Below are 7,216 nucleotides of genomic sequence, written 5' to 3'. Positions count from 1 at the left end.
GGGTCGGCGCCGCCCTGCGGCTCGGTCATCGAGAAGCAGGAGAAGATCTCGCCGGACAGCAGGCCGTTCAGATAGCGGTCCTTTTGCTCCTGCGTGCCGAAGCGGGCGATGATCTCCGCGTTGCCGGTGTCGGGTGCCTGCGTTCCGAAGATGATTGGCGCCCAAGGGCTGCGGCCCAGGATCTCGTTGATCAGCGTCAGCTTGACCGAGCCGAAGCCCTGCCCGCCGAGTTCCGGACCGAGGTGCGGCGCCCACAGTCCTTGGTCGCGAACCTGCTGTTTGAGCGGGTCGACGATTTTCCGACGCTCATCGTTCAGCGGTAGGAACTCGCAGCCGGGGAAGAGCACCTCGAGCGGTTCGACCTCTTCGCGGACGAATTCGCGGGTCCAGTCAAGCTTCTTCTCGAACTCCGGTTCGGTGGAGAAGTCCCATGTCATATCGAATACTCCTAGGTTGTTAGCTATTTCAGGGAATGCCGCCGTCGACTCGCAGGATCGAGCCGGTGGTGAAGCTGGACGCGTCGGAGGCCAGAAACAATGCGGCACCGGCGATTTCAGCTGGGTCGCCGGCCCGTTGTAACGACAGGTGGGTGAATGGGTTCTGCGTCGCCCGGTCCAGGTTCCAGGCCTTGCTGACATCGGTGAGGAACGGGCCGGCCATCAGCGTGTTGACCCGCACCGTCGGCCCGAACGCGCGCGCCAGGCCCTCGGTCATCGCGTTGAGACCGGCCTTCGATGCCGCGTAGGGAATGATGTCGGGTGCGGGCCGCAGCGACCCCGCGGTGCTGACGTTGATGATCGAGCCGCTTCCGGCCGCGACCATCCGTTCACCGACCAACGCGGACAACCGAAATGGGCCTTTGAGGTTGAGATTGACGACGGCGTCGAACAGCTTCTCGGTAACATCGGTCAGCTTGTCGTACACCGGTGACATGCCGGCGTTGTTGATCAATGTGTCGATCTTGCCGAATCGTTCGTAGGTGGCATCGACGAGCCCGTCGAGCTGATCCCATCGGCCAACGTGCACCTGATACGGCATCGCGGCGCGGCCGGTTTCGCTTTCGATCTGCTCAGCCACGGCGACGCAGTTCTCCATCTTCCGGCTGGCGATCACCACGTCCGCGCCGCATCGCGCGACCCCAGACGCCATTTCCCGGCCCAGCCCGCGGCTGCCACCGGTAATCAGGATCGTCTTGCCGGTCAGGTCGAAAAGCCGCTCCGCGTAACTCATGTCAGCGACCTGGCCAGGTCTGCTGAGGTGGCGATCAGCTGCGGGACCATCGCCCCGAAAGCGCCTTGGATCTTGGGGTCGGCTTTGCCGCTACGTACTCCGGCGGCGTAGGTCTTTTCCAGCACAATGCCGAGTTTCCAGTTGGCCAATACCAGGTAGTAGTCGATGTTTTCGCATGACAGCCCGCTGGTCTTCTCGTAGCGCTCGAGCAACTCGCTGCGGATCGGCATGCCCTTCATGTCGAGATAGAAGCCGTCCTCCCGCGGATTCTCTCCGTCGTAGCCCAGCAGGCACCAGGCCAAGTCCAGCAGCGGATCGCCGACCGTGGTCATCTCCCAGTCGACGATCGCGGCGAGCCGGGCCGGCTCGCCGTGCGCGAACATCACATTGGCGAACTGGTAGTCGCCGTGCATGATGCCCGGCGTGTAGTGGCCGGGGCGGTTGCGGCGCAGCCAGTCGGCGGCGTCGTCAAGGCCGGGAAGCTCGCGCACCTTGTAGGTGTCGAGGAACGCCAGCCAGCGGTCGACTTGCCGCTCGTGGAATCCGTCGGGGCGGCCGAAGCCGTCCAAACCTTGGGCGCGCCAGTCCACTCGGCCCAGCTTGGCGCAGCCGTCGACGAGCTCGAACGCCAAGCCTCGGCGTGCGGTCAGGTCGGTGTCGAACGGCGTCGCCCAGCCGCCGTCCATCGGACTCCACCCGTCGATGGCCCGCATGACGTAGAAGGGCATGCCGAGCAGATCGCCGGCGTCGTTGGCGGCGATCAGCTCGGCATGCGGCACGTCGGTGCGGCGCAGCGCGCGCACCAGCCGGATCTCGCGCAGCAGCCCATCGATGCGGGCCGCGTCGGCGCGGGCGCCGGGCATCCGCAGCACCATGCGCTCGGCGCCTCTGTGGATCAGATACAGCGTGTTTTGTGAGCCCCCGGAGAGCTGTTCGACGACGGGCTCTTCACCCGCGCCGGGGGCGTCGTTCGCGTCCAGCCAACGTCCCAGCACGCCCGCATCAAGCATCTGCACACCCCAATCTCCATCCGGAGAATAGCATTCTCCGCCGAGATGACAAGGGCTGTAGACGGCATGCAAGGCTGTGCGCATGCAGTTGCTTCTGGTCCGGCATGCGTTGCCGCTTCGCAGCGAACCCGGACCTACCAAAGAGGAACGCGCCGACCCCGACCTCTCCGACGAGGGGTGGGCGCAGGTTGCGCGGCTACCCGACGCGCTGGCCAGGTTTCCCATCACCCGGGTGGTGAGCAGCCCGCAGCGTCGCGCGATCCAGACCGCGGAGCCGGTCGCCGTCGCGCGCGGGCTCGCCGTCGAGATCGACGACCGCTGGGCCGAATACGACCGTGATCTGCCGGTGTATATCCCGATCGAGCACATCCGTGACGAGAACCCGCAAGAGTGGGCCCGCATGGCGGCGGGACACCTGCCCAGCGCGGTTGACGAAGACGCATTCCGGGCGCGGGTGCGTGCCGCCGTCGACGACGTCGCCGCCGGCGCGGAGCACGAGGACACCATCGTGGTATTCAGCCACGGCGGGGTGATCAACGTGGTGCTGCACGAGATTCTGGGAACCAACCGGGTGCTGTCGTTCCCCATCGACTACGTGTCGGTGACCCGGCTGCTGTTCTCCCGGTCCGGTCAAGCGAGCGTGGTGACGGTCAACGGCACCGAGCATGTATGGGATCTGCTGCCGCGCAACCACCGTGCGCCCTCCCCTGACGACGATGCAGCCGGAACGGCTGAGGAGGAGTCGGGCAAAAACAGTGATAAACAGGTCGGATGACTACGACGCCGCTTGACGGCCTCGATCTACTCGCGCTGGACGGGTATCTGCGCTCGGCCGGCGTCGGTCGGGACGGGGAGCTGCGGGCGCAGCTGATCTCTGGCGGCCGCTCCAACCTGACCTTCCTGGTTGCCGATGACTCGTCGAAGTGGGTGCTGCGACGCCCGCCATTGCATGGGCTGACGCCGTCGGCCCACGACATGGCGCGCGAATACAAAGTGGTCGCGGCGCTCGCCGAAACCGCGGTCCCGGTGGCCCGCGCCGTCGGATTCTGTGACGACGACTCAGTGCTCGGCGCGCCGTTCCAAATGGTGGAATACGTTGCGGGGCAGGTGGTCCGCAGTCGCGCCGAGCTCGAGGCGTTAGGCGACCAGCGGGTCATCGAAGGCTGCGTCGACGCGCTGATCCGGGTGCTGGCGGAGCTGCACGCGGTCGACCCGGCCGCCGTCGGACTCGCCGATTTCGGCAAACCGAGTGGATATCTGGAACGCCAGGTCCGCCGGTGGGGTTCGCAGTGGGAACTCGTGCGCCTTGCTGACGACGACCGCGACGCCGACGTTCAGCGGCTGCATTCGGCATTGGCGCAGTCGATTCCGCAGCAGAGCCGCACGTCGATCGTGCACGGCGACTACCGTATCGACAACACCATCCTGGACGCCGACGATCCGAGCCAGGTGCGCGCGGTCGTGGATTGGGAGCTCTCCACGCTCGGCGACCCGATCAGCGACGCGGCGTTGATGTGCGTCTACCGCGACCCGTCGCTGGACCTGATCATCAACACGCACGCGGCCTGGACGTCACCGCAATTGCCGGTCGCAGACGAGCTCGCACACCGGTATTCGCTGATCTCCGGACAGCCGTTGGCGCACTGGAACTTTTACATGGCACTGGCCTACTTCAAGCTGGCGATCATCGCGGCGGGCATCGATTTCCGCAGGCGTATGTCGGGTGGTGTGGACGATGTTGACGCATCCGATCGGGTCGGGGAGACCGTAGGGCCGTTGATCGCCCGCGGGCTCACCCAGTTGCGGACCTGACGATCCCTAGCTGTAAGCGCTGCAGAAGTGAACGACGGTCTCCCATCGGTTTCCGCTCGCCCCGACGAACTCGAAGTGCTCCGGTTCGACGAGGTCGCGCAACTCCTGCACGCTGAGCCGGTCGGGATCGGGAAACATCTCGACGAACACCAGCCGCCCGCCGGGCTTCAACACCTGGCCAAGCGAACGTAGGCAGGCCTGCTTGTCGGGCACCTCCCCGATCACCGCGGCCAAGAAGGCGACGTCAAACGTGTTGTCCGGGAAGGGAAGCCTATCGCTTGCCTGTCCCGCCGTGAAGCCGACATTGGACAGCCCGGCCCGCTCGAGTTGGTGCCGCGCCTTGTCGAGCATCTCCGGTTGGATGTCGAACAATTCCAGCCGGCCGTCGCTGAGCCGACCGGCGATCTCCACGCTGAAGAAACCCGGTCCCGGCCCGAGTTCCAGAACGTGCTCAGCCGCCGTGAGACCGAGCTTGTCGACGATGCGCGCCGGTTTGAGCAGCGCTCGACGAATCGGGTTGTCGATCAGAAACGCCGCCTGGTACGGGAACGGTGACTCTCCTTGGTGACGCGATTTGTGTAGTAACGCGCCTACCCACGTTGATGACATAGAGCCTCCTCACTCAATACAAGTTAGGGTACCCTAAGTCGACAACGATGGGGTTGTTACGGCCCCTTTAGACCGGCGGCGAGGTTCTTCTTCGCTGCGCGTCGCAACTGGTATATCCGTGCCGTGCCGGCCAACACGGTGATCAGCCCGCCGCACACCGCCGCCAGCAGAATCGCCACTCCCAGCGGCAGAGTCCAGTGCAGGTTGAAGAAGGCGAACTGCGCCGACGCGGTGTTCTGGGTGATGAAGATCAGCAGCACGATGAGAATCAGGAAGCCCGCCGTCAGCGACGACCACAGGCTGGCCGCGCGGGTGTATTTCACCGCCGATTCCGGCGGCGCCGCGTCGTCCTGGGCCGGCGTGGTGCTTTCAGGTGGCTGATCGGGCGATACAGACGAATCGCTACTCATGGTTGTCATTTTGCCCTTTGTCGCACCGAATGAAACGAAATCGCGCCGGAAACCTCAGCGCACTCCCGAGCCGATACGGCGCTGCAAGATAGTGTCGGTTGTTATGAGCATGCTGCGACGGCGCGTATTCCGCGCGGCGGCGTGGCTTGCCGGCTTGTGTGTTTTTCTCTCGGCGTGCGGCAACGCGAATCCCCTCGGCGGGGCGTCGACCAATGTCAACTCGATCGTCGTCGGATCTGCCGACTTTCCGGAATCGAAGATCATCGCCGAAATCTATGCACAAGCCTTGCAGACCAATGGTTTCAACGTCGGACGCCGGATGGGGATCGGTAGCCGCGAAACGTATGTCCCTGCGCTGAAAGACCATTCGATCGATCTGGTGCCCGAGTACATCGGCAACCTGCTGCTGTACTTTGAGCGGAACGAGACGGTGACCATGCTCGACGCCGTCGAGTTGGAACTCTACAAACGGCTGCCGGGTGATCTGTCGATTCTGACCCCGTCACCGGCCGCCGACACCGACACGGTCACCGTCACCGCCGAGACGGCCACCAAGTGGAACCTGAAGACGATCGCCGACCTGGCGGCGCACTCACCCGAGGTGAAATTCGCCGCGCCCTCGGACTTTCAAACCCGGTCGTCGGGCTTGGTCGGGCTGCGCGCACGATACGGGCTCAACGTCGCTCCCGGCAACTTCGTCGCGATCAGCGACGACGGCGGCGCGGTCACCGTTCGTGCACTGGTGGACGGCACGGTCAACGCCGCCAATATCTTCAGCACGTCACCGGCCATCATGCAGAACCATCTGGTGGTGCTCGACGACCCGGAACACAACTTCTTGGCCGGCAACATTGTCCCGCTGGTGAATTCGCAAAAGAAATCCGAGCGGCTCAAGAATGTGCTGGACGCGGTATCGGCCAAAATGACCACCCACGGGCTGGCTGATCTCAACGCTTCGGTGGCCGGCAACTCCGGTATCGACCCTGACGAAGCGGCGCGGAATTGGTTGCGGGACAATCATTTCGATCACCCGATCGGAAGCTGAGGCGTGATAAGCTTCCACAACGTCTACAAGGTCTACGCCCACGACACCATCGCCGTCGACAACCTGAACCTGGACGTCCCCGAGGGCACGCTGACTGTTTTCGTCGGTCCCTCCGGCTGCGGCAAAACCACGTCGATGCGGATGATCAATCGGATGGTCGAGCCGACATCGGGCACCGTCAAGGTCGACGGCGCCGACGTGGCACGCGTCGACCCGGTGAAATTGCGCCTCGGCATCGGCTACGTGATCCAGGGCGCGGGCCTGATGCCCCACCAACGGGTGATCGACAACGTCGCGACGGTACCGGTGCTCAAAGGCCAATCGCGCCGGTCGGCCCGCAAGGCCGCCTACGACGTGTTGGAGCGGGTCGGTCTGGACGCCAAGTTGGCCAGCCGCTATCCCGCGCAGCTCTCCGGCGGCGAGCAGCAGCGCGTCGGCGTGGCCCGGGCACTTGCCGCCGATCCGCCGATTCTGCTGATGGACGAGCCCTTTTCGGCCGTGGACCCGATAGTCCGCCTCGAGCTGCAGCGCGAAATACTGCGGCTGCAGGCCGAATTGCACAAAACCATCGTCTTCGTCACGCACGACATCGATGAAGCCTTCCGGCTCGCCGACCGGCTCGCGGTGTTCGGTCGCGGTGGTTCGCTGCAGCAGTACGACGAGCCCGCGCGGCTGCTGTCCCGTCCGGCGAACGATTTCGTCGCGAGGATGATCGGCCTCGGTCGTGGCTATCGGTGGCTGCAGTTCTTGGACGCGGCCCAGCTGCCGGTGCACGACATCCACCACATCGCCGAGGCCGCTGTCGCGGATGCGCAACTCCGCGACGGCTGGGCATTGGTCGTCAGGACGGATGGCGCGCCGTTGGGGTGGATCGATGCCGGCGGCGTGCGCAAGCACCGCGGCGGCGCGACGTTGCGCGACAGCGTGACCTTGGTCGGGTCGCTCTTCCGGCCGGGCGGCAACCTGAGCCAGGCATTGGATGCCGCGTTGTCGTCGCCGGCGGCTACGGGGGTGGCCGTCGACAACGCGGGCAAGGTCATCGGCGGAGTGCGGGCCGCCGACGTCCTGGCCGCGCTGGAATCCCAACCGCAGGACTAGGC

The 7,216-nt window shown here is 65.0% G+C and carries 9 protein-coding genes; 4 read left to right on the top strand and 5 right to left on the bottom strand.

What is annotated here, in order from left to right:
• From VKI00_RS03575 to VKI00_RS03565, 3 genes are all read right to left on the bottom strand, one after another.
• The coding region (locus tag VKI00_RS03575; RefSeq protein ID WP_324435432.1) for an acyl-CoA dehydrogenase family protein at positions 1-437 on the bottom strand (437 nt) is incomplete at its 3' end.
• A gap of 28 nt (positions 438-465) precedes the next feature.
• Positions 466-1,230: a glucose 1-dehydrogenase gene (locus VKI00_RS03570; protein WP_324435430.1), complete on the bottom strand. Its 765-nt coding sequence runs from the start codon at positions 1,228-1,230 to the stop codon at positions 466-468.
• Positions 1,227-2,240: a phosphotransferase family protein gene (locus VKI00_RS03565; protein ID WP_324435440.1), complete on the bottom strand. Its 1,014-nt coding sequence runs from the start codon at positions 2,238-2,240 to the stop codon at positions 1,227-1,229. Before VKI00_RS03565 ends, VKI00_RS03570 begins: the two co-directional genes overlap by 4 nt.
• A gap of 82 nt (positions 2,241-2,322) precedes the next feature.
• On the opposite strand from VKI00_RS03565, the gene VKI00_RS03560 reads away from it, so the two are divergent.
• Positions 2,323-3,015, top strand: a complete 693-nt coding sequence (locus tag VKI00_RS03560; RefSeq protein ID WP_324435428.1) for a histidine phosphatase family protein — start codon at positions 2,323-2,325, stop codon at positions 3,013-3,015.
• Complete coding sequence (locus VKI00_RS03555) at positions 3,012-4,052, top strand: phosphotransferase family protein (RefSeq protein ID WP_324435426.1); 1,041 nt, start codon at positions 3,012-3,014, stop codon at positions 4,050-4,052. Before VKI00_RS03560 ends, VKI00_RS03555 begins: the two co-directional genes overlap by 4 nt.
• A 6-nt stretch (positions 4,053-4,058) precedes the next feature.
• Here the strand turns inward: VKI00_RS03555 and VKI00_RS03550 are convergent, their stop codons facing one another.
• Both VKI00_RS03550 and VKI00_RS03545 read right to left on the bottom strand, forming a co-directional pair.
• Positions 4,059-4,661, bottom strand: coding sequence for a class I SAM-dependent methyltransferase (locus VKI00_RS03550; RefSeq protein ID WP_324435425.1), 603 nt, complete (start codon positions 4,659-4,661; stop codon positions 4,059-4,061).
• A gap of 56 nt (positions 4,662-4,717) precedes the next feature.
• Positions 4,718-5,071: a LapA family protein gene (locus VKI00_RS03545; protein WP_324435423.1), complete on the bottom strand. Its 354-nt coding sequence runs from the start codon at positions 5,069-5,071 to the stop codon at positions 4,718-4,720.
• Between the two features lie 103 nt (positions 5,072-5,174).
• Here VKI00_RS03545 and VKI00_RS03540 point away from each other — a divergent pair, with 103 nt between their 5' ends.
• Positions 5,175-6,116, top strand: a complete 942-nt coding sequence (locus VKI00_RS03540; protein ID WP_324435421.1) for an ABC transporter substrate-binding protein — start codon at positions 5,175-5,177, stop codon at positions 6,114-6,116.
• A gap of 3 nt (positions 6,117-6,119) precedes the next feature.
• Positions 6,120-7,214 carry an ABC transporter ATP-binding protein gene (locus VKI00_RS03535; RefSeq protein ID WP_324435419.1) on the top strand — a complete coding sequence of 365 codons (1,095 nt, stop codon included), beginning with the start codon at positions 6,120-6,122 and terminating at the stop codon, positions 7,212-7,214.
• The last annotated feature ends 2 nt before the right edge of the window (positions 7,215-7,216 follow it).

This window comes from Mycobacterium sp., assembly GCF_035314665.1.
GTDB lineage: Bacteria > Actinomycetota > Actinomycetes > Mycobacteriales > Mycobacteriaceae > Mycobacterium.
This window is presented reverse-complemented; position numbering and strand designations above follow the sequence as displayed.

Excerpts from the sequence above, each read along its gene's own strand:
- VKI00_RS03560 (WP_324435428.1), top strand. The coding sequence starts at position 2,323 with ATGCAGTTGCTTCTGGTCCGGCATGCGTTGCCGCTTCGCAGCGAACCC.
- VKI00_RS03540 (WP_324435421.1), top strand. The coding sequence starts at position 5,175 with ATGAGCATGCTGCGACGGCGCGTATTCCGCGCGGCGGCGTGGCTTGCC.
- VKI00_RS03570 (WP_324435430.1), bottom strand. The coding sequence starts at position 1,230 with ATGAGTTACGCGGAGCGGCTTTTCGACCTGACCGGCAAGACGATCCTG.
- VKI00_RS03545 (WP_324435423.1), bottom strand. The coding sequence starts at position 5,071 with ATGAGTAGCGATTCGTCTGTATCGCCCGATCAGCCACCTGAAAGCACC.
- VKI00_RS03565 (WP_324435440.1), bottom strand. The coding sequence starts at position 2,240 with ATGCTTGATGCGGGCGTGCTGGGACGTTGGCTGGACGCGAACGACGCC.
- VKI00_RS03550 (WP_324435425.1), bottom strand. The coding sequence starts at position 4,661 with ATGTCATCAACGTGGGTAGGCGCGTTACTACACAAATCGCGTCACCAA.
- VKI00_RS03555 (WP_324435426.1), top strand. The coding sequence starts at position 3,012 with ATGACTACGACGCCGCTTGACGGCCTCGATCTACTCGCGCTGGACGGG.